Raw genomic sequence first — 22,168 nt, forward strand, 5'->3', positions numbered from 1 at the left:
ATCCGCCTCCATCGGTACGAACGGGGCCCCGATCACGCGCACCGTCCTCACGCGTCCCCGTAGGCCTCCCCGCCCAGTTCGAGGCCGGCCGTGCCCGCCGTCGCGTCGGCCAGCCACGCGCGGAAGGCGTCCACGTCGGCGTCCGGCAGCCCGATCTCGATGGTGACCGCCTCGCCGTAGCGGACGTCACGGACCTCGCGGCCGGTGGCTCGCAGGTCGTTCTGGACCTTGCCGGCCCGCTGGTGGTCGACGGTCACCGTGGCCAGCCGGAAGCGGCGGCGGGTGATCGCGCCGAGGGTGTCGAGGGCCTCGCCGACCGCGCCGCCGTACGCGCGGATGAGTCCGCCGGCGCCGAGCTTGACCCCGCCGTAGTAGCGGGTGACGACGGCGACGACGTACCGCATGTCGCGGCGCAGCAGCATCTGGAGCATCGGGACGCCGGCGGTGCCGCCCGGTTCGCCGTCGTCGCTGGCCTTCTGTGTGGAGGCGTCGGCGCCGATGACGTAGGCCCAGCAGTTGTGGGTGGCGTCGGCGTGCTCCTTGCGGACGCGCGCGACGAAGTCCTGGGCCTCCTGCTCGGTGGCCGCCGGGGCGAGGGCGCACAGGAAGCGGGAGCGGTTGACCTCGGTCTCGTGGGTGCCCGCGCGGGCGACTGTGCGGTACTCGTCCTGCATCCGCCCACCCTATGCGGACACCTGTCAGTCCTTCTCCCCGCGAGCCACCGTGACCTCCGTGAGCAGTGCCGTCCCCGGGACCAGCGCCGCCCATCGCGTCCCGTGCCAGGCCAGGACGGCGATCGCCGACGTCGGGAACTTCCTCCGCACCTGCTCCAGGGTGTCGTCCAGGCCGTCCCCCGCCAGTTCCAGGACCAGTTCCTCCAGTCCCGGGTTGTGCCCGACCAGCAGCAGCGTCTCCACCTCGGCCGGGGCCTCGCGCACCACCTCCAGGAGGTCGGGTACGCCGGCCGCGTACACCCGGTGGTCGTGGCGCACCGGCGGTGGTGTGCCCCACTGGGCGGAGGCCAGGTCCCAGGTCTGCCGGGCGCGTACCGCGGTGGAGCAGACCGCGAGGTCGGGCAGGCAGTCGGACGCGGCGAGGGCGCGGCCGGCGGCGGGTGCGTCCCGGCGGCCGCGGGGCGCGAGCGGGCGCAGCTGGTCGGGGACGCCCGCGGGCCAGGCCGACTTGGCGTGCCGCAGGACGACCAGGCGGCGCAGTGGTCCCACCCCCGCGGTCACGCGGCGCTCCCGAGGTCGCGGGTGAGGTCGAGGGCGAGCAGCCGGTCGGCGTAGGCACAGGTCTCGAAGCGGGCGCCGTCGGGGATCTCGGGCTGGTTCTCCATCCAGCGCAGGACGCCCAGCACCCCGGGCACGTCGAGGTCGCCCTCCCAGGCGTCCCGCAGCCGTCCCCGCACCTTCTCGGGCACCGGCCGCGAGGGGCTGCGCGCCCACTGGGCCACGGCCTGCCGCAGTCGCCCGAGCCGCCGCCCCGCCGCGTCGAGGGCGCCGGCACCGAGATGGACGGCCGTGCCGCGCGGGGCATCGAGAAGGGCGAGCCGGAGTGCGGCGGGGTCGGCGAGCCCGTTGAGGACGCCGGCATCGGGACCGCCGGCCGGGGCGACGGCGACGGTCGGCCCGGTGCCGGGCACGGTCACGCCCTCCGCCGCCACGTGGACGACCTGGGCCTCGCCCAGACCCGAGGAGAGGTCGCGGCCGTCCTCGAAGGGGCGGATACCGAGCGTGGTGGCGGCGGCGTGCAGCTCGGCCTGGTGTTGGTCGGCGGTGAGCAGGGGCAGGACCGGGGTGCCGCCGATCTCCAGGGCGCGCAGGAGCAGGTCGGTGGTGAGCAGGACCCGCAGCGCCGTCAGGTCGTACCCGGAGGCATGGGCCTCGACCCGGGTCAGGGCACGGCGGGCGGGGGCGGCGGGGACGGTGTCACCGGTCTTGGCGTCGAGGATGCGCAGCACGGGCTGAGCGTAGGCGGGCGGGAGGCCGTACGCAGGCACCTTGCGCCGATTCCGGTCACCGTGGCGGGACATGCGGGACATGCGGGACATGCGGGACATGGGATGCCTGCCGCCGCGAAGACTGTCCCGACGGTAATGCGCGCGCCCCGCACCCCTCCCGCGTCTGGGCACCGCTCGCGCCGGTCGCCCCCTCCCGACGTGCTGTGATGGGCTTCACCGTAAACATGAGGCACCCCTCGAGTACGCTGGGCAGCGCCGAACATGAGGACCCCCTCAGGATGTCCCCCACAGCTCGGCACCGGCCGATCCGGAATCTCCGGGTCGCACAACACGGACATGACAGCGGCCGCCACATCGGCGGAATCGCAGCACCTCACAAGGAACTGACTATGAACACGTGGATCAGGCGCGTCTCGATCGCCGTTGCTTCTACGGCAGTGGCGGGCGGAGCCCTCCTCGGAGCCGGCGGCTCGGCATCGGCGGCGACGGCCCCGGGACCCGCGGAGCACCCGCGATCCTCGGTCGCCGCCCTCGCTACCGGCAGCGACCGTGACGGCCAGCGCGAGGTCGGGTACGAGAGCGGCCACCACGGGGAACAGGACGACGGCTGGGACGCGCCCCGCGGCTGGTCCAAGAACGACGACCGGCACCACTACCGCACGCAGGAAGAGCGTCGGGACGGCCGCCACCTGTACGTCTGGGACGGGCACCGCTGGCAGGAGAAGACGACGCGGTACGGCGTCGGCGACGACCGCTGGTACCTGGACCAGGTCGCCTGGTACCTGCACCAGCGCTGATGCGGCCGCAGACCGTCGCGGCCGGTGTGACGAGCCGCGACGACGTGGCCGGGGGTCACGTCGTCGCGGCTCGTCGGACCGGCCGCTCGCCGGGCCGGCATCGGGCCCGGTCCGATGAAATCGCTTCCTGGCCGAACGGGGCCGACACGCAGGAACCGCGTGTGCTGCTCCCGTCTTCCGGCGCTTCCGCTCGCGCCGGCGATGCCATTACGTCCCGTGCCTCGAAACCGCCGGGGGGCGAACGCGGTGCCGGGCGAGCGGGACGCAGGAGTGAGGGACAGTGAGATCGGTCAGAACCGTGGCGTACGAGCTGCCCGTGCAGTTCGTCCTGTCACACGAGCTGTCGGTGCCGATGTACGCGGTACTGCGGTACGAGGCGGACGACCCCTACGCCGTCCGCGCCGTCTTCCACCCCCCGGGCGAGGGCCGGACGGTCGAGTGGTTCTTCAGTCGCGACATGCTGGCTCAGGCCCTGAGCGAGCACACCGGGCACGGCGACGTGCTCATGTGGCCGGCCGCCGACCCGGGACGCGACGTGGTGTTCGTCGCCCTGCGCTCACCCGCGGGATCGGCCCTGCTCGAGTTCCCCGCGCGGGGCGTGGATTCCTTCCTGCGCGAGACGCGGTCCGTGGTGCCGCCGGGGACCGAATCCAGCCGGCTCGACCTGGACGCGGAGCTGGCACAGTTGCTGGCGGGAAACTGAACGGCTCCCCTGAACGGCGACGCCCTGGCGAACGCGAGTGAGCCCGGTGCCGACTGCGGCACCGGGCTCGCTGTGTGTCCCGTCGCCCGGGACCTCACCTGCCGAGGCTCAGGCCTCCTCGTGGCACTCGCGGCACTCCGCTTCGGGGCACTCGAGAGTGGTGAGGGTCTGGTCGACCTGCTGGGGTGTCAGCGGCGGCTCCGGCAGCTCGTGGGCACACTGGGCGCGGAAGGCGTCGAGGAGCAGGTGAAGGTGGCGGCGCCAGGCGTTGGGGGCGACGGCACGGGTGGCCTGGATGATCCCGGCCTGGGACCAGATCACGAAAGCGAGGTCCTCCGGGGTGACATCGTCACGGAGGACGCCCTGCTCCTGGGCGTTGCGGAAGATCTGAGCGGCCCGTTCTCCGGCACGCTCGAACATTCCCCTGCCGAGCGCGTGAAGCGGCAGCCGGGCCGAGACCAGGTCGTTGAAGGCGTGGTCACAGGCCTGCAGTTCGCAGAGCTTCTCCAGGTAGTGGCAGAACCCTTCCCAGGCGTCGTCCATGGCCGCGGCCTCTTCAGCCGCGGCCAGCAGTTCCGTGAACTTCGCGGTGAAAAGCTCTTCGACCAGGTCGAGCCTGCGGGGGAAGTGCCGGTAGAGCGTCCCGATCGCGACGCCCGCCTCGCGGGCCACACCCTCCAGGGACGCGTCGAGCCCCTCCGCGGCGAAGGCCTTGCGAGCGGCTGCCACGATCGCGTCCCTGTTGCGCTGCGCGTCACGGCGCAGCGGCTTGGCCGACGCCGGGGACGCGGACAGGACGTGCTGCTGGCTCATGCTTCAAGACTAACATGAGGGGCCCCTCGAATTCGGGATGTGACCCTGCTCATGGCACGGACGCGGCGGCCTGCCCGAAGGCCTCAGGACGGTCCAGCTCCTTTCGGTTTCGCCGGCACGCGCAGCCACGCGAGGCCTGCGGCGGCCAGGTAGGCGAGCGCGCCGATGGCCATGCTGGTGCGCAGCCCGGTGTTGTAGTCCGTGGCTGTGGCGAGCAGGCTGCCGCCGAGCGCGACGCCGGTGGCGCTGCCGATCTGGCGGGTGGTGTTGAACAGGGCGGAGGCGGCGCCCGAGTACGCCGAAGGCGCGGCACCCATCACGGTGGCGGTCGAACCGGTGAGGGCGAAGGAGGTACCGAATCCCGCGGCCATCATCGGGGCCACCAGCAGCGGGTAGGCGGGGTCGGCTCCCGCCGCGGCCCACCCGGCCAGCCCCAGGGCGGCCAGGAGCATGCCGGAGACCACCAGTGGACGATCGCCGGTGCGGCGGCTCAGCCGCCCGGACAGAACCGAGGCGAACATGGTCATCGCCACCGCCGGGAACAGCGCCAGCCCGGTGCCGAGGGCGCTGAAGCCGCGCTGGTGCTGGAATTCCAGGCTGGCGGTGAACACCATGCCGTAGAAGCCGAAGTTGAACAGCAGGCCGATGACGGCTCCACCGCTCATCGCACGAGAGCGCAGCAGGCTCGGCGGAAGGACGGGAGAGCGGGCCAGCCGCTCGCGCACCACGAACGCCGCGGCGGCCAGCACGGCCAGGCCGATCCCGGCGAGAACAGCCGGATCGGACCAGCCCCGCCGTCCGGCCTCGTTGAGCGCCGCGGTCAGCAGCGCCACCGCCGCCACCACCGCGCACTGCGCCGGCCAGTCCAGGGCCCGGGCGGCGCGCCGCGGCGAGCGTGCCACATGCCGCAGCGTCAGCACCAGGCAGGCCACACCGACGGGCAGGTTGATGAGGAACACCCAGCGCCAGCCCAGAGTGGAGACGAGCAGCCCGCCCAGCAGCGGGCCGGCCGCGGCCGCGATGCCCGCCATCGAACCCCACAGCCCGAAGGCCCGCGAACGTGCGGCCGACCCCGGGTAGGCCTGCTGGAGCAGGGCCAGGGAACCGGGCACGATCAGTGCCGCACCGAGCCCCTCCGCCAGCCGGGCCGCAACCAGGAAAGGGGCGTTCGGCGCGAGCGCGCACGCGGCCGAGGACAGAGTGAACACCGCCACGCCCGAGCAGAAGACCCGCCGGTTGCCCAGCCGGTCGCCCAGCGCGCCACCGGTCAGCAGGAACCCGGCGAAGACGAGGGTGTACCCGTCGGTGATCCACTGGATGCCGGTGAGCGAGGCCGACAGGTCCCGGCCGATCACCGGCACGGCGACGTTGATGGCCGTCACATCCAGGATCACCATGAAATAGCCGGCGCACACCGCCAGCAGCGGCGCCCAGGAACGCCGCCCGGACTCCGGGCCCGACTCGGCAGAGGACATCGGCTCACCACCGCCGGCCGATTCCGTGAACGCCACGGCCCCCCTCCGTCCCATCCGCCGGGGCATGACATCAAAAGCCACGATAAGGGACATATGCGCGGGACTGCGTGATCACCCGGCGGCAGCTCGTGGACCCGGATCTCGACCCCTGCCGCCAGGCACGCCCCGCCCCGGCTGCAGGAGCCGTACGGCCGGATCCCGCGCGCCGACGAGACGCCGCTACCAGCCCCCGGCCGTTTCCTCCGTACCGGCACAACCGCCCGCCCCGGGCACGGCGTTCAACGGCCGGGCGAAGGAACTGGGGCGGATGGACGCGCTGCCGGACGGCGGCGTCATGGCGATGTCCGGGACGGCCGGGGCGACCTTGCTCGAAGTTCGGGCATGGCCGTGAAAAGGCAGCCGTCGGAATCCAGCTGCGCCCCTTCGATCGCGCCCCTGGGGCAACCGCCCGGCACTGCGGGGCTCCTGGCGTCCTGGCCGGAACAGACCACGACCTCCGGCCGCGACCCAGAGGAATCGCCAGGGCCGACTCATCGTTGCCACGGACGGCAGTCTTCGTATCAACCTCAAGGAGTCCGGGCATGTTCGGCGACGCAGACACAGTCCGCAAGGTCCTCACCGAGCTGGGCGACACCTGGGCGGTCGTCGGCCTGTCCACAAACCAGCGGCGTCCGGCATACGGCGTGGCCGCGGTGCTGCAGCGCTTCGGCAAGCGCGTCGTGCCGGTACACCCGAAGGCGGAGACGGTCCACGGCGAGGTGGGATACCCCTCGCTGGACGCGATCCCCTTCGAAGTCGACGTGGTCGACGTGTTCGTGAACAGCAGCCTCGCCGGCGTCGTGGCCGACGAGGCGGTCTCCATCGGCGCCAAGGCTGTCTGGTTCCAGCTCGGCGTGATCGACGAAGCCGCGTACGACCGCACCCGCGATGCCGGCATCGACATGGTCATGGACCGCTGCCCCGCCATCGAGATCCCACGGCTCGGCTGACCGACCCGGCCCACCGGTTCACCTCCACACGAAGCGGAAACGCACCTGCGCACACCGTCCCGGTCGACATGGCGGACGCCTTCGTCAACAGCGAGTCGGCCGGTGCGGTCGCGGACGACGCGGCCTCCGAGCGGGTGCGGGCCGCCGGTCCGGACATAGCCATGGACCGCTGCCCGACCATCGAAATTCCCCGCCCGGACCACGCCTGTCTTACCCTCTTCTCACGTTTCCCAACTGAATACGGACATTCCGTGACCGCCTCTGACCTGTGCAAAAGCTTTGGCCAAGACAGGAACGATCGAGGGTCAAATTTTGGGCAACACTCTTCAGTCGGCGCGGCGCGCACCCTTAAGTTGTGGCCTCTTGCTCGTTAAATCTGCGTTCAGAAACTGAGAGGCCACTTGACATGGTGAGTGTCGAGAAAGCCGCGACGGAGGACATCACACCTTCGGGCGGTCTGAGGCGGGATGTCGGGCTGATCGGCCTGATGTGGGCCTCGGTGGGCTCGATCATCGGGTCCGGCTGGCTGTACGGCGCACACGACGCGGTCATGCAGGCCGGTCCCTCGGCGATCATCTCGTGGGTGATCGGCGCGGTCGCGATCGTGCTGCTGGCTCTGGTCCACGCCGAGCTCGGCGGTATGTTCCCGGTGGCGGGCGGTACGGCCCGCTACCCCCACTACGCGTTCGGCGGCCTGGCCGGCATGTCGTTCGGCTGGTTCTCCTGGCTCCAGGCCGCGACCGTGGCGCCCATCGAGGTCGAGGCCATGATCGGCTACGCCGGTCACTGGAAGTGGGCACAGCACTTCCAGCACGCCGACAAGACCCTGACAGCCAGCGGCCTGCTGGTGGCGATCGTGCTGATGGCGGTCTTCGTCGGCGTGAACTTCTTCGGCGTGCGCGTGTTGGCACACACCAACAGCGCCGCGACCTGGTGGAAGATCGCCGTACCGCTGGCCGCGATCTTCATCATCGCGGTCGGCAACTTCCACCCCGGCAACTTCCACTCGGAGGGCTTCGCGCCGTTCGGCGCCAAGGGCGTGCTGGCCGCGATCAGCACCAGCGGCATCATCTTCGCGCTGCTCGGCTTCGAACAGGCCATCCAGCTGGCAGGCGAGAGCCGCAACCCGAAGAAGGACCTGCCCCGCGCCACGCTCGGCTCGGTCGCGATCGGTGCCGTCATCTACGTCCTGCTCCAGATCGTGTTCATCGGCGCGCTGTCGCACAGCTCCTTTGCGCACGGCTGGGCCCACCTCGCGTACGAGGGCGACAGTGGTCCGTGGGCCGGCGTCGCCACCATGGTGGGCCTCGGCTGGCTGGCCTGGGTCCTCTACCTGGACGCGATCATCTCGCCCGGCGGCACCGGCCTGATCTACACCACCGCCACCTCGCGGGTCTCCTACGGCCTGGCCAAGAACGGTTACGCGCCGAAGATCTTCACGAAGACCGACGCGCGCGGTGTGCCGTGGTTCGGTCTCGTCATGTCCTTCGTGACCGGCGTGATCTGCTTCCTGCCGTTCCCGAGCTGGCACCAACTGGTCGGCTTCATCACCTCCGCGAGCGTGCTGATGTACGCGGGCGCACCGCTTGCGTACGGCGTCTTCGCCGACAAGCTGCCGGGCCATGAGCGCCCGTACCGGCTGCCCGGCGGCAAGATGATCTCGCCGGTGGCGTTCGTGGTGGCCAACCTGATCATCTACTGGGCCGGCTGGGGCACCCTGTGGCGGCTCGGCCTGGCGATCGTCCTCGGCTATCTGCTGCTCGGCGGCTACGCCTGGTACGCCCACAGCAAGAACCTGCCGGACGCACCCCGGCTGGACTTCAAGGCCGCGCAGTGGCTGCCCGTCTACCTCCTGGGCATGGGCCTGATCTCCTGGCAGGGCGGCTTCGGCGGTCAGGGGAACATCCCGCTGTGGTGGGACATCGCCGTCATCGCCGTCTTCTCGGTGGTCATCTACTACTGGGCCAAGGCGACCGCCTCCACGGCCGAGGACATCCAGCGCAGCATCGACGAGGTCGTGGTCACCGACGCCCCGGTGCACTGACCGTCCCGACTCCCGTGTCCCGTCAGCCATGGCCGCCCCGCCGTGGCTGACGGGACACCGTCATAATGTGGGCGTGACTCCCCACTCCCCCTCCGAAGAACGCCGTACGGTCGTCGTCGTGGGCGCCGGGCCCGCCGGACTGGCCGTCGGAAACATCCTGCGGGCCGCCGCCGTCGACTGCGTGGTCCTGGAGACCGAGAGCAGGCAGTTCATCGAGACCCGCCCCCGGGCCGGGATCATCGAGGAATGGGCGGTCCGCGGCCTGCAGCAGCGCGGCCTGGCCGACACCCTGCTGGCCCGGGCGCAGACGCACAGCGAGTGCGAGTTCCGGTTCGGCGACGAGCGCTTCCGGTTCGACTACGGCGAGTTGACGGGCCATCACCACTATGTCTATCCGCAGCCGCTGCTGGTGACGGACCTGGTGCGGGAGTACGCCGACGTCCGCGGCGGGGACATCAGGTTCGGGGTGCGGGACGTCACGCTGCACGACCTGGAGACCGACCGGCCCGCCGTGTCGTATCTCGACCCCGAAACCGGCCAACGGCACGTCCTGCGCTGCGAGTTCGTCGCGGGCTGTGACGGAGCGCGCGGGGTGACCCGGGACGCGATACCGGACGGGCGGGTGCGGATCTCCCGGCAGGACTACGGCATCGGCTGGCTGGCGCTGCTCGCCGAGGCGCCGCCGTCCTCGGACTGTGTGCTGTTCGGCGTCCATCCGAACGGTTTCGCCGGGCACATGGCGCGCAGCCCCGAGGTCACCCGCTACTACCTGCAGTGCCCGCCGGGCGACGACCCGGAGAACTGGTCGCACGAGCGGGTCTGGGCCGAACTGCGCGAACGGCTCGACGCGGCCGGGGCGCCGCCGCTCAACGAGGGGCGGCTGGTCGAGAAGCGCGTGCTGGACATGCACAACTACGTGGTCGAACCCCTGGTGTTCGGCCGCCTCTTCCTGGCCGGCGACGCCGGGCACCTGACCGCGCCGATCGCCGCGAAGGGCATGAACCTCGCCCTGCACGACGCCTTCCTGCTGGGCGACGCGATCGCCGCGCACGTCACCAAGGGCGACGACTCCGGGCTGAACGGTTACTCCCACGCCTGTCTGCGCCGGGTCTGGGACTACCAGGAGTTCTCCGCGTTCCTGTCCGGCATCTACCACGGCACCGCGTCCGGCGACCCGTTCCTCGCGGGCACCACGCTGGCCCGGCTGCGCAGACTGTTCACCTCACGCGCGGCGGCGACGGCCTTCGCCGAGCAGTACCTCGGCTCGGCCGCCGCCTTCTGAACGCTACGCGGGGACGGCCGCCGGCTGTCCCGCGCGGGTCGCGAGGAGTGCCGTACCGGCAAGGCCGAGCAGTACGACCGCGAGGGCCATGGCCAGGTGGATTCCGGCCGGCGGCGTGGCGCCCGCGGCCATCAGCGCGGTGGCGGCGGCCGAGCCGAGCACCGAACCCAGTTGCCGGACGGTGTTGTTGACCCCGGAGGCCGCTCCGGCCAGGGGCGCGGGGACGTACCGCATCGCCTCGGTGGAGAGCGGTGCGATCATGCAGCCGGTGCCGAGCCCCATGAACATCAGCGGCACGGTGAAGACCAGCGCCGACGCCGAGCCCTGCGCAAGCAGGATCACCGCGAGCAGACCCGCGCAGAAGGACACCAGCCCGGCCAGCAGCACCCGGCGGCCGCCGATCCGGTCACTGAGGCGTCCGGCGAGCGGGGAGACGAAGAGGGAGACCAGCGGCGAGGGAGCGAGAGCCAGTCCGGCGTGCACCGCGCTGAAGCCGAGCTGCTGCTGGAAGTAGAGGCCGAGCGGCAGCACGGCGGCGATCAGGGCGGCACCGATCGCTCCGACCAGCGCGGTCATCACGGTGAAGCCACGGTCGGCGAACAGCCGGAACGGGACGAGCGGTTCGGTCTCCTGACGCCGTGCCTGCTGGCGCAGGAACAGGGCGGCAAGGACCAGTCCGGCGGCGGCGAGCGCCAGGATCCCGGCGTTCCAGGAGTACCGGTCGCCCTCCATCAGGGCGAAGGTCACGCAGGTCAGCGCGGCGGTGGAGAGCAGGGCGCCGGACAGGTCGAGCCGGTGGGCGCGGCCGGTGCGCAGGTCGGGGACGAGCAGGAAGGTCAGGACGAGGACCAGCAGCCCGATCGGGACGTTGACGAAGAACACCCAGCGCCAGCCGACCGTGCTGACCAGGAGCCCGCCGAGGGTCGGTCCGGACAGCGTCGCCACCCCGGCGACCGAACCCCAGACGCCGAGCGCGGTACCGCGTCGCTCGGCCGGGAAGACGGCCATGACCAGCGCCATGGTCTGCGGGGTGAGCAGCGCCGCCCCCAGCCCCTGCACGAGCCGTGCGGCGACGAGGACTTCGACCCCGCCGGCCAGCCCGCACACCACGCTGGCCGCGGTGAACACCGCGACCCCGGCCGCGAACAGCGTCCGCTGCCCCTTCATGTCGCCGAGCCGCGCGGCCGTCACCAGCAGTGCGGCCAGGACCAGGGTGTAGCCGCTCACGGTCCACATCACCTGGTCGAGCCCGGTGTGCAGGTCGCTCATCACGTCCGGGATCGCGATGTTGACGATGGTCATGTCGAGCAGGGTCATGAAGAACCCGAGGGAGAGGGTGACCAGAACGGCCCAGGGGTTGCCACGGAGCTTCGTCGTCTTCGGCATGGGCAGAAGCATATCCATCCGATGGAGATGCATCAAGATATGATGCATCTCCACATGATGCATTTCCGTGAGATGCATCTAGGGCAGATGTAGCCTGAGGAGCGTGAACGTCATCGACCTCTACCTGCTGGGCCACCGCCTCCAGAAGCTCGCCGAGTCCGCCATCCCCACCGACGGCATCGGCGAACACCCCACCAGCACGGGCACGGTGCTGATCGTGGCCGCCGATCTGCGGGACCACCCCCGGACCACGGTCACCGAGATCGCCCAGCGCACCGGCCTGGCACAGAGTCAGGTCTCCAACGCTGTCGCCCGGTTGCGCGATGTCGAGGCGGCCACGGCCGAACCCGACCCGCGCGACGGTCGCCGTACGCTGCTGAGCGCGGCCGCCGAGCCGTCCGGCCGCATGCGAGCAGTACGGGAGGCACCCCTGGGCCCGGCGCTCGCGGCGGCGACCAGCGACCCGGACGAGGTGCTCACCCTGCTGGAGAAGCTCAGTTCCCTGCTTCGGTAGGAGCTTCGGCGGCGGTCTCGGCGAGCCGGTGGTCGGCCACCTTCAGCGCCTCGTCGACCAGCCGGCGCAGATGACCGTGGCGCAGCGAGTACACCACCCGGCGCCCCTCCTTGCGGGTGCCCACCAGGCCCGCGAGCCGGAGCCGGGCCAGATGCTGGCTGACGGCGGGCCGCGCGGCACCGCAGACCTCGGTGAGCGTGGTGACGTCGGCCTCCCCCGCCGTCAGGGCGCGCAGCAGGGTCAGGCGGGTGCGGTCGCCGAGCAGGGCGAGGAGTTCGGCGGCGAGCGCGAACTGCTCCTCGCCCGGGCTGCGCGGATGCGCATGCTGCGCAGGTGATAGGTGCATGCGTGCGCTCATACGCACATAATGGCCTCGGGGGCGTCGCATGTCCACGTCCCCCGCACCGGAGAGGGGAGCCGCATGAGCGACCGGCACCACCACGAGCACGCACCCGCGGACGACCGGCACCACCCTGAACAGGCGCACGCCCACGACCGCCACCACCCCGAACAGGCGCACGCCCACGACCGCCACCACCCCGACCAGGCGCACGCCCACGACCAGCACCATCACGAGCACGCCCACGCGCACGGTCCTGATGGCGAGCGCGGTCACGGCCACTCCCACTCCCCTTCGTCGCCGGGCGGCCTCCGCCACCGCCTCGGGCACCTCCTCACCCCCCACTCCCACGAGACGGCCGACAAGCTCGACTCCGCTCTGGAGGCCTCGGCGCGGGGGATGCGCGCGCTCTGGGTCTCGCTGGCCGTGCTCGGGGTGACGGCGCTGGCGCAGGCGGTCGTCGTGGTCGTGTCCGGCTCCGTCGCCCTGCTCGGCGACACCGTGCACAACGCCGCCGACGCGCTCACCGCCGTACCGCTCGGCATCGCCTTCGTGCTCGGGCGCCGCGCGGCGAACAGCCGCTTCACCTACGGATACGGGCGGGCCGAGGATCTCGCGGGGATCGCGATCGTGCTGACGATCACCGCGTCGGCCGCCTTCGCCGCCTGGACCGCGGTCGACCGGCTGCTGGATCCGCGCCCGGTCGCGCACCTCCCGGCGGTCGCGGTGGCCGCGCTGGTCGGGTTCGCCGGGAACGAGTGGGTGGCCCGGTACCGGATCCGGGTCGGCAGGGAGATCGGCTCGGCGGCGCTGGTGGCAGACGGGCTGCACGCCCGCACCGACGGATTCGCCTCACTGGCCGTCCTGTTGGGGGCCGGCGGCTCGGCCCTCGGCTGGCAGCTCGCCGATCCGCTGGTGGGGCTGGCGATCACCGCGGCGATCGTGCTGGTCCTGCGGGACGCGGCGCGCGAGGTGTTCCGGCGGGTGATGGACGCCGTGGACCCGGAGTTGACGGACCGGGCCGAGCGGGCGCTGCGCGAGGTGCCGGGGGTGCGGGCGGTGGGTGAGCTGCGGCTGCGGTGGATCGGGCACCGGCTGCGGGCCGAGGTCGCGGTCGTGGTCGACGGCGAGGCGACCGTACGGCAGGCGCACGCGGTCGCGGTGGCGGCGGAACACGCACTGCTGCACGCCGTACCCCGGCTGACGGCGGCCCTGGTGCACGCCGACCCGGCGCCCGCGCCCGGCGAGCAGGACCCGCACCTGGCGCTGGCCCACCACGCGACGCTCTAGCTAGACGCCCAGGCCCTCCAGCACGACCGCCCCCGGCAGCTCGGCGAACGCCTTGCCGGGGACCAGGAGTTTGCCGCGCCGGCGGCCGCTGCCGACCAGGACGTAGGGCAGGTCGACGACGGCCGAGTCCACCAGCAGGAGCCAGTCGCGCGGGAGTCCGATCGGGGTGATGCCGCCGTACTCCATGCCGGTCTCCCCGGTCGCGGTGTCCATCGAGGCGAACGAGGCCTTGCGGGCGCCGAGATGGCGGCGCACGACACCGTTGACGTCGACCTTGGTGGTGGACAGGGCCAGACAGGCCGCCAGCGTCGTCTCGCCGCCGCGCTTGCCCGCCACCACCACACAGTTGGCCGACCGCTCCAGCAGGTCGCGCCCGTAGTGCTCGACGAAGACGGCGGTGTCCGCCCACTGCGGGTCGGTCTCGACGTAGATGATCTGCTCGGCGGGGACCGCGCCGCTCCAGTGCCGTACGGCGTCGGCGACCGGGGCGGTCAGCTCGTCGAGGCAGTCCGGGGCGGGGACGGCGGTGTCGAAGTCTCCGATGGGTGCGCGCATGTCCGCACGCTAACAGCCCGGCCGCGGGCGGTTCAGGGCACGGGCGGGACGGAGACCGTCATGACCATCTCCATCGGCACGTCCCCGGTGTTGCCGTACACATGGGCCGTGTTCGCCTCGAAGGAGGCACTGGCGCCCGTCGGCACGCGATACTCGGCCCCGTCCACGGTGAGGGTCAGTTCACCGGCGGTGACATGGACGATCTCCACGGTGCCGGTCGGATGGGGTTCCGACGGGCTGCTCTCGCCCGGCATCAGACGCCAGTCCCACATCTCCAGCGGGCCGGGCGCCTCGGTGCCGGCGAGGAGCCGGTTGTAGCTGCCGGCTTCGGTGTGCCACAGCCGTACGGCCTTGTCGCCGGGGACGATCTGGACCTTGGGGCCCTGCTCGTAGTCGAGCAGGGTGGTGATGCTGATACCGAGCGCGTCGCCGATCTTGACGACCGTGCCGATGCTCGGGTTGGTGCGGGCCTGCTCGATCTGGATGAGCATGCCGCGGCTGACCCCGGCCCGGGCCGCGAGCACGTCGAGGGTGAAGCCGCGCACCGCGCGCCAGTGCTTGACGTTGCGGGCCAGGGACTGGGTCAGCAGGTCGAGGTCCGACACGTTCCGTCCATCGTGGAGAGCATCACGGTCCAATATTCTGAATGACAGAGTTCAACTGCTTGAACTACGGTGGGGTGTACCTGATCGTTCACCGAACTGTACTGCGAGGCGGGCCGTGACAGCATTCTTCGCCCTGACCACCAGTCTCCTGTGGGGGCTGGCCGACTTCGGCGGCGGACTGCTCACACGACGCGCCCCGGCGCTCACCGTGGTCGTCGTCTCGCAGGGCATCGCGGCGGCGGTCCTCGGCGTGATCGTGGCCGCCACCGGCGGCTGGAGCGAGGCCGGGCCGCGGCTGTGGTTCGCGGTCGCGGCGGGTCTGGTAGGGCCGGTCGCGCTGTTCTCCTTCTACAAGGCCCTCGCCCTCGGCCCGATGGGGGTGGTCTCCCCGCTGGCCACGCTGAGCGTCGCCGTCCCGGTCGGGGTCGGGCTGTTCCTCGGTGAGCGGCCGGGGCCGCTCCAGGCCGCGGGCATCGCGGTCGCCGTCAGCGGAGTGGTTCTGGCCGGCGGCCCCCAGCTGCGCGGCACGCCCGTCCAGCGCCGGACGATCCTGCTCGCCATGGTCGCGGCGGTCGGCTTCGGCTCGGTGATCGCGCTGATCGCGGAGGCGTCCACCACGGTCACCGGCCTCTTCCTGGCCCTCTTCGTACAGCGGCTGACCAGCGTCGCGACGGGCGGGGCCGTCCTGTGGCTGTCTGTGCAACGGGGCGCGCCCGCGCTGCCGGAGGGCCGCTTCGCCTGGTCCGCGCTCCCGGCGCTGGGCTTCGTCGGTCTCGCCGACGTCGCGGCCAACGGGACGTACTCGGTCGCCGCCCAGCACGGCCCGGTCACCGTCGCCGCGGTGCTCGCCTCGCTCAACCCGGTGGTCACCGCGCTCGCGGCCCGCGGTTTCCTCAGCGAACGGCTGCGCGCGATCCAGGCGGCGGGCGCCGGCCTGGCGCTGGTGGGGACACTGCTGCTGGCCACCGGCTGAGCCGGCGGGCCGCTCAGCTCTCGGTCTCCAGTTCGGCGAGCCGCGCCACGCCCTCCTCGTCGAGCTCCGCCAGCGCGCGCAGCTGTTCCGGGGTCATGCCCTCCGGTATCGGCACCGGCGCAGGCGTGCGCAGCGGCGGCTGCCAACCGGTCTCAGCGGTCCAGCGGCGTACCACCCGGGCGGGGGCGCCGGCCACCACGGCGTGGTCGGGCACCGTCCCCCGGACCACCGCGCCGGCGGCCACCACCACGTTCCGGCCGATCCGCGCGCCCGGCAGGATCACCGCGCCGGTACCGATCCAGCAGCCCGGGCCGATCTCCACGGGCTCCATGCGGGGCCACTGCCTGCCGATCGGCTCGTGCGGGTCGTCGTAGGAGTGGTTGGTGGAGGTGACGTAGACGTACGGGCCGAAGTAGCAGTCGCTGCCGATGGTGACGGTCGTGTCGGCGATGACATGGCTGCCGCGGCCGAGGACCACACCGTCGCCGATGCGCAGGATCGGCTCGGGGCCGAGGTCGAGGTCGGGCATCAGGCCCGCGGTGAGGGTCACCTGTTCGCCGACGATGCAGTGGGAGCCGAGATGGATCCACGGTTCACCGAAGACCGTGCCCAGCGGGAAGGCGAGGCGGGTGGCCTCGCCGATCGCGCCGAAGCGGAAGTGGCCGGGGTGGTCGGCGGTGACGGAGCCCGTGCGCTGCACCCAGGCCCAGCCCGCGTGCACCGCGCGCTGGGCGAGGCGGCGACACCAGGACGAGAACGTGTTCTTGGGCTTCGGCACGGGGTCACGCTACGCGGAGGGGGCCGCCGGCAAGAGGGTGGGCTGCTGTGATCTTCGCCCCAGGCGGTGAGCTAGGTTGCCGTGGACGTCGATGGCGATGGCGATGGCGATGGCGATGGCGATGGCGATGGGAGACCGTGATGACGCAGAAGGCGCTGATCGTGGGGATCGGCGGGCGCGAGCCGAAGATCGAGGACGACGTGTTCGTGGCGCCGACCGCCTCGGTGATCGGGGACGTGACGCTGAAGGCCGGGGCGAGTGTCTGGTACGGCGCGGTGGTGCGGGGAGACGTCGAGAAGATCACCGTGGGGGCGCGGGCGAACGTGCAGGACAACGTGACGCTGCACGCCGATCCGGGGTTTCCGGTGAGTGTCGGTGAGCGGGTGTCCATCGGGCACAACGCGGTGGTGCACGGGGCGACGGTCGGGGACGACTGCCTGATCGGGATGGGGGCGACGGTGCTGAACGGGGCGGTGATCGGGGCGGGGTCGCTGGTCGCCGCGCAGGCGTTGGTGCCGCAGGGGATGGTGGTGCCGGCGGGGTCGTTGGTGGCGGGGGTGCCGGCGAAGGTGCGGCGGGAGTTGAGTGAGGAGGAGCTTCAGGGGGTGACCCTCAACGGGACCTTCTACGCGGAGTTGGCGAAGGCGCATCGCGGGGTGCATGAGTAGGTCATACGGCGGGTGCGGCGTTGTGGGGCCTGGTCGCGCCCACGCGGCGGAGCCGCACATGGATACAGCCCCGCGCCCCTTCGCGTACGTCTACTCCCCGGCGTCCACAAGCTCGGGTTCCTTCTCCTGCATCCTGCTCGCCCTGCGCTTGACGATCAGCATCGACGCCACGCCCACCAGGACCGCCAGCGCCAGGCCCACGTACGAGAACCTCTTCAGCCAGTCCTCCGCGACGATGCCGACGTAGTAGACCACCGCCGTCGTGCCGCCCGCCCAGCAGATGCCGCCGAGCAGGTTCGCCGTCAGGAACTTCCAGTACGGCATGTGGAGGACGCCCGCCAGCGGGCCCGCGAAGATGCGGAGGAGGGCGATGAAGCGGCCGACGAAGACCGCCCACATGCCCCACTTCTCGAAGGAGCGCTCGGCGGTGGCGACATGGCCCTCGCTGAAGTGTCTCGGGAACTTCCGGCCCAGCCAGGCCAGCAGCGGGCGGCCGCCCTTGCGGCCGATCGCGTAGCCGATGGAGTCACCGATCACCGCGCCCGCGGTGGCACAGGCGCCGAGGACGAACGGGTTGACGCCCGAGTGCTGCGAGGAGAGCAGCGCGGCGGAGACCAGCACGATCTCGCCCGGCAGCGGGATGCCCAGGCTCTCCAGCCCGATGACCAGCGCCACCACTGCGTAGACGGCGACCGCCGGTACCGAGTCGAGCCATTCCTGGACGTGCACCGCCGGATCCTCCCCTGTCGCGTGCTGCGTACCCCAGGAAGGCTACCCGGTCGGCCGGGTACGGCCGTGCCCGCGGCACCGGCCCGCCCCCCGGCCTTCGGTTTTCCGACATCCGGGTGTCACACGGGACGGGAAGGCTCCCCAGCGGTCCCGCACGCCTGCGGTCCCGCTCGCCTGCGGCTCCCCACCGCGGCCCGCCGTGGAAGGACAACGTCCCCGTGTCCTCACTGTCGTCACTGTCGTCCCTGTCGTCGTCCCGCTCCGACGCGCCCGTGCCTGCCCTGTCGACGCCCTCGATGGCCGGCCGGCCGCTCCGGCTCGCCCTGTGTCTGTCCCCGCTGCTCATCGCGGCGGTCTGGGGGCTGACCAATCAGTCCCTGCTGTCCGAGGGGGTCGGCCGGCTCGCCCGTGCCGAACCCGCGTGGCTGCTGACCGCGGGCGGTCTCACCTGCCTGACCTGGGTGGTGGCCGCCTGCATGCGGCAGGGCGCCGTGCCCGACCGGCTGCCGCCGGGGCTGCTGCTGGCCTCGCAGTTCGCCGCCGGCGCCGCCAACCACGCGCTGCCCGCCGGACTGGGCGCACACGCCGTCACCGTCCGCTTCCTCCGCACCCGGGGCGTCCCCCTGGAGCGGGCCACCTCCTCGATCGCGCTGTACTCGGTGGCCAAGTCGGGTGCGAAGACGGTCGTGCTCATCGTGTTCCTGCTGTCCTCGTCCGCCTGGCGGCGGCTGGGCGAGCTGGTCCCGGACGGCGTGGTGCTGATCCCGGTCGCCGCCGTCCTCACCCTGGTGGGCATCGCGATGGCGGTCGTACGACCGCTGCGGCGGCCGATCACCGGGCTGGTGCGGTCCGCGCTCTCCGACGCCCGGACGGTGCACGCCCGGCCCTCCCGGGTGCTGGCCCTGTGGGGCGGCGCGACGGCGATGCCGCTGGTGCAGGCCTGCGTGCTGGCCTGCACCGGGGAGGCGCTCGGGCTCGGGCTGTCGTGGGGCACCGTGATCTTCGCGTACCTGGCGGCGGGCACCGCGGGCGGTGCCGTACCGGTACCCGGCGGGGTCGCGGTGGACGCGGCCCTGGTGATCACCCTGGCCGCGTTCGGCTCCCCGGTCGCGGTGGCCACCGCGACCGTGATCGGCTACCGGGTGCTGACCGACTGGGTGCCGCTGCTGCCGGGCGCCCTGGTGCTGTCGGCGATGATCCGCGCCAAGGTGCTCTGAGGGCTCAGTCGCGGCGGGCCACGATGCGGTAGGCGTTGGAGACACGCAACCGGTGCGAGAACGGCCGTACGGCGAAGCGGTCCGCGAGGGTGCCGGCGATCAGGGCCGGGATGCCGGCGAGGAGCAGGGCGGCGCGTGCCGTCTTCTGGAGGGCGCCCGGCGGGCGGGGCAGCCAGGGGGCGTCCTCACGCGGGGCGGTGTGGTCCAGGGCGAGCCAGACGCCGGCCAGCAGGTCGACGGGGTCGTGTGCCTCGGCGTGCTGTTCGGCGACCACCGTGAAGCCCAGGTCGGTGAGGCGGGCGCGGAGGTTGGCGACGGGGACGAAGTGCAGGTGCTGCGGCTGGAGCCAGGGCAGCCACCAGCGGCCGAGGAGACGGGCGTAGCGGCTCTCCGGGTCGGGGACCTCGATGAGGAGGTGACCGCCGGGGCGTACCGCTTGGTGGGCGGCGCGCAGTTCGCTGTCGGGGTCGGTGCTGTGCTCCAGGTAGTGGAACATGCTGACCACGTCATAGCCGGCGGCGAGGTCGGGGGCCAGTTCGGGGAAGGCGCCCCGGTAGGCGCGCTCCACGCGGCCCTCGCGGGCGGCCAGTTCGACGCCGTCGGTGAAGTCGAGGCCGTCGAAGGCGGTGCCGGGCAGCACCTCGCGGGCGGCCTCGCAGAAGTGGCCGTGGCCGGTGCCGACGTCGAGCCAGTTCTTGGGGGTGGCGTCGTGCGGGAGCATGGACTCGGCGCGGCCCCGGTACATCTTGGTGCGGCCGCCGAAGGTGCCGCTCATCTTCTGTTCGCCGAGGCCGTCGTAGAAGTCGCGGTAGTAGAACTCCAGGCCCGTCTCGTTCAGGCGCGGGTTCTGGAAGGTGTGCCCGCACTCCTGGCAGCGGTCCAGGAGGAAGCGGCCGGGCTTGTGCTGGAGCAGGTCGGTGGTGCGCAGCCGGGTGGTCAGCCGGTCGGAGCCGCACCAGGGGCAGGTGGTGCGGCGAGGTTCGAAGAAGCGGTCGACGCCGTCGGCCAGGTCCCGCTGGTAGGCGGAGCGCAGCGCCTCGATCTCACTCTGCTTGCTCATCGGGTCTCCTGAATCGCGAGTCGACTGCCAGGTCTTCCAGGTGGGTTGCGGCGACCGGTGCACCGCCCGCGGCGCGGAACGCGGTGCGGATCCGGGCCGCCGCGGTGCGCGGGCCGGGCTCGTACAGGACGGTGTCGAGGGCCTCGCCCAGCCGCTGGGCGGTGACCCGGCCGAATCTGACCCGGACGCCCGCGCCGGCGTCGACGACCTGCCCGGCGATCACCGGCTGGTCGTCCCGGATGGGGGCGACGACCAGCGGGACGCCGTGCCACAGCGCCTCGCACACGGTGTTGTGCCCGGCGTGGCAGACGACCGCGTCGACCCGTTCCAGGAGCGGGAGCTGGGGCAGCGAGGGCAGGATCAGGATGTCCTTGTCGTCGGTCGCGGGCGGCAGGGTGCCTCCGGGGTCGGCCACCAACGCCTGCACCCGGTGGGCGCGTTCGCGTACGGCGGCCACGCACTCGGCCAGGAACCGCCCGCCGACGTCCGCGTTGGCGGTGCCGAGCGAGACGAGGACCCGCTCCCGGCTCGGGTCCAGCCACTCCCAGGGGAAGCCGTCGGCCACCGGCCGCTCCGAGATCGACGGGCCGACATGACGAACCGTCATCTGATCGGTAGCGCCTGCCAGGTCGGGGGTGGTGAAGGCGAGGGTCAGATACGGCGAGAAGCGCGGGTCGGCCGTGCCCGCCGGGTCGCCGATGCGGTCCCGGAGCTCCGCGAGCCGGGCCCGGAGCCACTCGGCGACCTTGGGGATGCCGTCGTAGGCGCCGCCGAACTCGGCGGAGGTGGTCGCGGAGGTCGCCCAGGGCAGGCCGAGCCGCTCGGCCACCAGGGCCCCGGCGAAGGCCTGCTGGTCGGCGACCACGACATCGGGGCGGAAGTCGTCGACGGCCGCCCGGACGCCGGGCGCCATCGCCTGTGCGAGCGGCACCAGGAACCACTCCCACAGGAACTTCAGCGCCTCCGCGCCGCGCAGGTCCGCGGGCCGTTCGCCCTCGGCCGTCCCCGCGCACGGGTACACCCGCGCCTGGGCTCCCGCCAGCCGGCGCAGCAGCCCGGGGTCCGGGCAGACCCATGCCACCCGGTGTCCGCGCGCGGTGAGTCGGGCGGCGACACCGACGGCCGGGTTGATGTGCCCGACCAGGGGCGGGACGACGAAGAGGAAGCCGCTCACCGGACGCCGGCCGCCCGCGCCCCGCTGACCGAGTGGATCAGCTCCATGATGTGGCCGCCGACCGTGCCGGCCGCCTCGACCAGCACGGAGTGCTCGTGTCCGGGCAGCACCACCGACCGGAAGTCCGCCAGCAGGGCCTCCTTCAGCGGGACCACCTCCACCAGGTCCGAGTCACCGCCGTACACCCCGAGGACCGGGCAGCGTACGGCGCTGATCTGGTCCTCGGTCAGGACCCGGCTGGCCGGGATGTCCCGGCCGAGGGAGGTCTCGCGGGCGAGCCGGGCCGCGCCCTTGGCCAGGCGGGCGGTGTTGTGGCCGCGGTTCGAGGTGATCCAGGCGATCGCGTCCGACTCGTTGTGGGCGAGCTCGGTGACGACCCGGGTCAGGATGGAGCCGAGCTTGTCCGCCCAGGCGGCGGTGGCGGGCTCGGACTCGATCAGGGTGAGGCTGGCGGCGCGTTCGGGGTGGCGGGCCGCGTAGCCGAAGGCGATGGTGCCGCCGTAGGAGTTGCCGACGAGGTGGACCGGGCCGGTGATCGACAGCCGGTCGAGCAGGGCCTCCAGGTCGTCGATGTTGTGGTCGAGGGTGTAGCCACCGGACGGCCGGCCGCTGCGGCCGTGGCCGCGCAGGTCGTACATGACCACGTCCAGGCCGGAGACCGCGAAGGCGGGCGCCACCGTGAAGTAGTAGCTGGCGAGGCTGTCGGTGAGCAGCCCGTGGACCAGGACCACGGTGGCGACCGGGGTACGGCCCTGCCCCGGGCCCATTCTCTGCACATGGAGCCGGATGTCTCCGGTGTCGACGATCGCCATG

Annotated in this window: 24 protein-coding genes; 10 read left to right on the plus strand and 14 right to left on the minus strand. The window is 72.3% G+C overall.

The features are described from left to right. Window positions 1–47: 47 nt before the first annotated feature. Genes ACGFZQ_RS44740 through ACGFZQ_RS44750 form a run of 3 tightly spaced genes read right to left on the minus strand, consistent with a single transcriptional unit; the run spans window position 48 to window position 1,963 of the window. Window positions 48–674: a YigZ family protein gene (locus ACGFZQ_RS44740; RefSeq protein ID WP_351733940.1), complete on the minus strand. Its 627-nt coding sequence runs from the start codon at window positions 672–674 to the stop codon at window positions 48–50. A 24-nt stretch (window positions 675–698) separates the two neighbouring features. Continuing rightward, window positions 699–1,235, minus strand: coding sequence for a SixA phosphatase family protein (locus ACGFZQ_RS44745; protein WP_393845308.1), 537 nt, complete (start codon window positions 1,233–1,235; stop codon window positions 699–701). Then, the gene (locus ACGFZQ_RS44750; protein ID WP_393845346.1) at window positions 1,232–1,963 is read right to left on the minus strand and encodes a hypothetical protein; all 732 of its coding nucleotides are present in this window, start codon (window positions 1,961–1,963) and stop codon (window positions 1,232–1,234) included. Before ACGFZQ_RS44750 ends, ACGFZQ_RS44745 begins: the two co-directional genes overlap by 4 nt. 389 nt (window positions 1,964–2,352) lie before the next feature. Between ACGFZQ_RS44750 and ACGFZQ_RS44755 the strand changes: the two genes are divergently transcribed. After that, entirely contained in the window at window positions 2,353–2,760 is a 408-nt protein-coding gene (locus tag ACGFZQ_RS44755) for a hypothetical protein (RefSeq protein ID WP_393845309.1), read from the plus strand. A 280-nt stretch (window positions 2,761–3,040) separates the two neighbouring features. Continuing rightward, window positions 3,041–3,463: an SsgA family sporulation/cell division regulator gene (locus ACGFZQ_RS44760; protein ID WP_393845310.1), complete on the plus strand. Its 423-nt coding sequence runs from the start codon at window positions 3,041–3,043 to the stop codon at window positions 3,461–3,463. A 108-nt stretch (window positions 3,464–3,571) separates the two neighbouring features. On the opposite strand, the gene ACGFZQ_RS44765 is transcribed toward ACGFZQ_RS44760, so the two are convergent. Then, the gene (locus tag ACGFZQ_RS44765; RefSeq protein ID WP_351733948.1) at window positions 3,572–4,276 is read right to left on the minus strand and encodes a TetR/AcrR family transcriptional regulator; all 705 of its coding nucleotides are present in this window, start codon (window positions 4,274–4,276) and stop codon (window positions 3,572–3,574) included. A gap of 83 nt (window positions 4,277–4,359) precedes the next feature. Then, a complete protein-coding gene (locus tag ACGFZQ_RS44770) occupies window positions 4,360–5,787 on the minus strand; it encodes an MFS transporter (protein ID WP_393845311.1) in 1,428 nt (475 codons plus the stop codon). Between the two features lie 545 nt (window positions 5,788–6,332). Between ACGFZQ_RS44770 and ACGFZQ_RS44775 the strand changes: the two genes are divergently transcribed. From ACGFZQ_RS44775 to ACGFZQ_RS44785, 3 genes are all read left to right on the plus strand, one after another. Next, entirely contained in the window at window positions 6,333–6,740 is a 408-nt protein-coding gene (locus ACGFZQ_RS44775) for a CoA-binding protein (protein ID WP_393845312.1), read from the plus strand. Between the two features lie 406 nt (window positions 6,741–7,146). Continuing rightward, complete coding sequence (locus tag ACGFZQ_RS44780) at window positions 7,147–8,784, plus strand: APC family permease (protein WP_393845313.1); 1,638 nt, start codon at window positions 7,147–7,149, stop codon at window positions 8,782–8,784. Window positions 8,785–8,857: 73 nt separating this feature from the next. Then, a complete protein-coding gene (locus ACGFZQ_RS44785) occupies window positions 8,858–10,066 on the plus strand; it encodes a 4-hydroxybenzoate 3-monooxygenase (RefSeq protein WP_393845314.1) in 1,209 nt (402 codons plus the stop codon). Window positions 10,067–10,069: 3 nt separating this feature from the next. Here the strand turns inward: ACGFZQ_RS44785 and ACGFZQ_RS44790 are convergent, their stop codons facing one another. Beyond that, window positions 10,070–11,452 (minus strand): DHA2 family efflux MFS transporter permease subunit, encoded by a 1,383-nt coding sequence (locus tag ACGFZQ_RS44790; protein ID WP_393845315.1) that lies wholly within the window; start codon window positions 11,450–11,452, stop codon window positions 10,070–10,072. Window positions 11,453–11,555: 103 nt separating this feature from the next. Between ACGFZQ_RS44790 and ACGFZQ_RS44795 the strand changes: the two genes are divergently transcribed. Beyond that, a complete protein-coding gene (locus ACGFZQ_RS44795) occupies window positions 11,556–11,966 on the plus strand; it encodes a MarR family transcriptional regulator (RefSeq protein ID WP_393845316.1) in 411 nt (136 codons plus the stop codon). On the opposite strand, the gene ACGFZQ_RS44800 is transcribed toward ACGFZQ_RS44795, so the two are convergent. Continuing rightward, window positions 11,947–12,312: an ArsR/SmtB family transcription factor gene (locus ACGFZQ_RS44800; RefSeq protein WP_393845317.1), complete on the minus strand. Its 366-nt coding sequence runs from the start codon at window positions 12,310–12,312 to the stop codon at window positions 11,947–11,949. The two genes, ACGFZQ_RS44795 and ACGFZQ_RS44800, sit on opposite strands and share 20 nt — an antisense overlap. Window positions 12,313–12,387: 75 nt before the next feature. On the opposite strand from ACGFZQ_RS44800, the gene ACGFZQ_RS44805 reads away from it, so the two are divergent. After that, complete coding sequence (locus ACGFZQ_RS44805) at window positions 12,388–13,596, plus strand: cation diffusion facilitator family transporter (protein ID WP_393845318.1); 1,209 nt, start codon at window positions 12,388–12,390, stop codon at window positions 13,594–13,596. Here the strand turns inward: ACGFZQ_RS44805 and ACGFZQ_RS44810 are convergent, their stop codons facing one another. Together ACGFZQ_RS44810 and ACGFZQ_RS44815 are read right to left on the minus strand one after the other, a co-directional pair. Next, window positions 13,597–14,151, minus strand: coding sequence for a YbaK/EbsC family protein (locus ACGFZQ_RS44810; RefSeq protein ID WP_351733959.1), 555 nt, complete (start codon window positions 14,149–14,151; stop codon window positions 13,597–13,599). Window positions 14,152–14,183: 32 nt separating this feature from the next. Next, window positions 14,184–14,756, minus strand: a complete 573-nt coding sequence (locus ACGFZQ_RS44815; protein WP_351733961.1) for a helix-turn-helix domain-containing protein — start codon at window positions 14,754–14,756, stop codon at window positions 14,184–14,186. A gap of 115 nt (window positions 14,757–14,871) precedes the next feature. On the opposite strand from ACGFZQ_RS44815, the gene ACGFZQ_RS44820 reads away from it, so the two are divergent. Beyond that, window positions 14,872–15,729: a DMT family transporter gene (locus tag ACGFZQ_RS44820; protein WP_393845319.1), complete on the plus strand. Its 858-nt coding sequence runs from the start codon at window positions 14,872–14,874 to the stop codon at window positions 15,727–15,729. A 13-nt stretch (window positions 15,730–15,742) separates the two neighbouring features. Here the strand turns inward: ACGFZQ_RS44820 and ACGFZQ_RS44825 are convergent, their stop codons facing one another. Then, complete coding sequence (locus tag ACGFZQ_RS44825; RefSeq protein WP_393845320.1) at window positions 15,743–16,507, minus strand: acyltransferase; 765 nt, start codon at window positions 16,505–16,507, stop codon at window positions 15,743–15,745. A 140-nt stretch (window positions 16,508–16,647) separates the two neighbouring features. On the opposite strand from ACGFZQ_RS44825, the gene ACGFZQ_RS44830 reads away from it, so the two are divergent. Beyond that, window positions 16,648–17,175, plus strand: a complete 528-nt coding sequence (locus tag ACGFZQ_RS44830; protein ID WP_393845321.1) for a gamma carbonic anhydrase family protein — start codon at window positions 16,648–16,650, stop codon at window positions 17,173–17,175. Between the two features lie 90 nt (window positions 17,176–17,265). Here ACGFZQ_RS44830 and ACGFZQ_RS44835 read toward each other — a convergent pair whose 3' ends face one another. After that, window positions 17,266–17,904: a DedA family protein gene (locus tag ACGFZQ_RS44835; protein WP_393845322.1), complete on the minus strand. Its 639-nt coding sequence runs from the start codon at window positions 17,902–17,904 to the stop codon at window positions 17,266–17,268. A 218-nt stretch (window positions 17,905–18,122) separates the two neighbouring features. On the opposite strand from ACGFZQ_RS44835, the gene ACGFZQ_RS44840 reads away from it, so the two are divergent. Beyond that, window positions 18,123–19,121 carry a YbhN family protein gene (locus ACGFZQ_RS44840; RefSeq protein WP_393845323.1) on the plus strand — a complete coding sequence of 333 codons (999 nt, stop codon included), beginning with the start codon at window positions 18,123–18,125 and terminating at the stop codon, window positions 19,119–19,121. Window positions 19,122–19,125: 4 nt separating this feature from the next. Here ACGFZQ_RS44840 and ACGFZQ_RS44845 read toward each other — a convergent pair whose 3' ends face one another. Genes ACGFZQ_RS44845 through ACGFZQ_RS44855 form a run of 3 tightly spaced genes read right to left on the minus strand, consistent with a single transcriptional unit; the run spans window position 19,126 to window position 22,167 of the window. Then, the gene (locus tag ACGFZQ_RS44845; protein ID WP_382530315.1) at window positions 19,126–20,181 is read right to left on the minus strand and encodes a class I SAM-dependent methyltransferase; all 1,056 of its coding nucleotides are present in this window, start codon (window positions 20,179–20,181) and stop codon (window positions 19,126–19,128) included. Beyond that, window positions 20,165–21,355, minus strand: coding sequence for a glycosyltransferase (locus ACGFZQ_RS44850; RefSeq protein WP_393845324.1), 1,191 nt, complete (start codon window positions 21,353–21,355; stop codon window positions 20,165–20,167). Before ACGFZQ_RS44850 ends, ACGFZQ_RS44845 begins: the two co-directional genes overlap by 17 nt. Next, on the minus strand, window positions 21,352–22,167 hold the full coding sequence (locus ACGFZQ_RS44855; protein WP_393845325.1) for an alpha/beta fold hydrolase: 816 nt from the start codon (window positions 22,165–22,167) through the stop codon (window positions 21,352–21,354). The genes ACGFZQ_RS44850 and ACGFZQ_RS44855 overlap by 4 nt, the downstream gene beginning before the upstream one ends. Between the last annotated feature and the right edge of the window lies 1 nt (window position 22,168).

The sequence above is a fragment of the Streptomyces sp. NPDC048254 genome (assembly GCF_043201895.1).
GTDB lineage: Bacteria > Actinomycetota > Actinomycetes > Streptomycetales > Streptomycetaceae > Streptomyces.

What these genes read in the sequence shown, in the direction of transcription:
- ACGFZQ_RS44740 (WP_351733940.1), bottom strand. Translation starts at nt 674, where the DNA reads ATGCAGGACGAGTACCGCACAGTCGCCCGCGCGGGCACCCACGAGACC.
- ACGFZQ_RS44755 (WP_393845309.1), top strand. Translation starts at nt 2,353, where the DNA reads ATGAACACGTGGATCAGGCGCGTCTCGATCGCCGTTGCTTCTACGGCA.
- ACGFZQ_RS44765 (WP_351733948.1), bottom strand. Translation starts at nt 4,276, where the DNA reads ATGAGCCAGCAGCACGTCCTGTCCGCGTCCCCGGCGTCGGCCAAGCCG.
- ACGFZQ_RS44775 (WP_393845312.1), top strand. Translation starts at nt 6,333, where the DNA reads ATGTTCGGCGACGCAGACACAGTCCGCAAGGTCCTCACCGAGCTGGGC.
- ACGFZQ_RS44780 (WP_393845313.1), top strand. Translation starts at nt 7,147, where the DNA reads ATGGTGAGTGTCGAGAAAGCCGCGACGGAGGACATCACACCTTCGGGC.
- ACGFZQ_RS44790 (WP_393845315.1), bottom strand. Translation starts at nt 11,452, where the DNA reads ATGCCGAAGACGACGAAGCTCCGTGGCAACCCCTGGGCCGTTCTGGTC.
- ACGFZQ_RS44800 (WP_393845317.1), bottom strand. Translation starts at nt 12,312, where the DNA reads ATGCACCTATCACCTGCGCAGCATGCGCATCCGCGCAGCCCGGGCGAG.
- ACGFZQ_RS44805 (WP_393845318.1), top strand. Translation starts at nt 12,388, where the DNA reads ATGAGCGACCGGCACCACCACGAGCACGCACCCGCGGACGACCGGCAC.
- ACGFZQ_RS44810 (WP_351733959.1), bottom strand. Translation starts at nt 14,151, where the DNA reads ATGCGCGCACCCATCGGAGACTTCGACACCGCCGTCCCCGCCCCGGAC.
- ACGFZQ_RS44830 (WP_393845321.1), top strand. Translation starts at nt 16,648, where the DNA reads ATGACGCAGAAGGCGCTGATCGTGGGGATCGGCGGGCGCGAGCCGAAG.
- ACGFZQ_RS44845 (WP_382530315.1), bottom strand. Translation starts at nt 20,181, where the DNA reads ATGAGCAAGCAGAGTGAGATCGAGGCGCTGCGCTCCGCCTACCAGCGG.
- ACGFZQ_RS44855 (WP_393845325.1), bottom strand. Translation starts at nt 22,167, where the DNA reads ATGGCGATCGTCGACACCGGAGACATCCGGCTCCATGTGCAGAGAATG.